General features: G+C 67.2%; 1 protein-coding gene. It reads left to right on the top strand.

The features are described from left to right. Positions 1-190 precede the first annotated feature (190 nt). Positions 191-302 (top strand): LacI family DNA-binding transcriptional regulator (locus tag ABD323_RS46180; RefSeq protein ID WP_425556361.1); only part of this gene is annotated, 112 nt, incomplete at its 3' end.

Below are 302 nucleotides of genomic sequence, written 5' to 3'. Positions count from 1 at the left end.
CGCTCGTTCGGCGTTTCCGGGCCCGTTCGCATCGTTGGGGCCCGGTGCGGCGTCGGCACGCTCCGGTCACACCCGGGTTGCAGCGGGGTTACGGCGCATCCGTTGTCTTGACGGCCCAACCGAGGGAACTGCATACTCACATCCCGATGGGTTAAACGATTAAACACAGCGGAAACGAGGTCGACTCACCATGGCCCGGGTGCGTATGTCCGATGTCGCGGCCGCCGCCGGCGTCTCGACCGCCACCGTCTCCATGGTGCTCAGCGGTGCGGGCAGCGACCGCATCTCGCCGCAGACGCAGG

Origin of the sequence: Kitasatospora nipponensis, assembly GCF_039528135.1 — a bacterium.
In the GTDB taxonomy this organism is placed as follows: domain Bacteria; phylum Actinomycetota; class Actinomycetes; order Streptomycetales; family Streptomycetaceae; genus Kitasatospora; species Kitasatospora nipponensis.
Note: the sequence above shows the minus strand (reverse complement) of the source record. Positions and strands in the feature narration are given on the sequence as shown.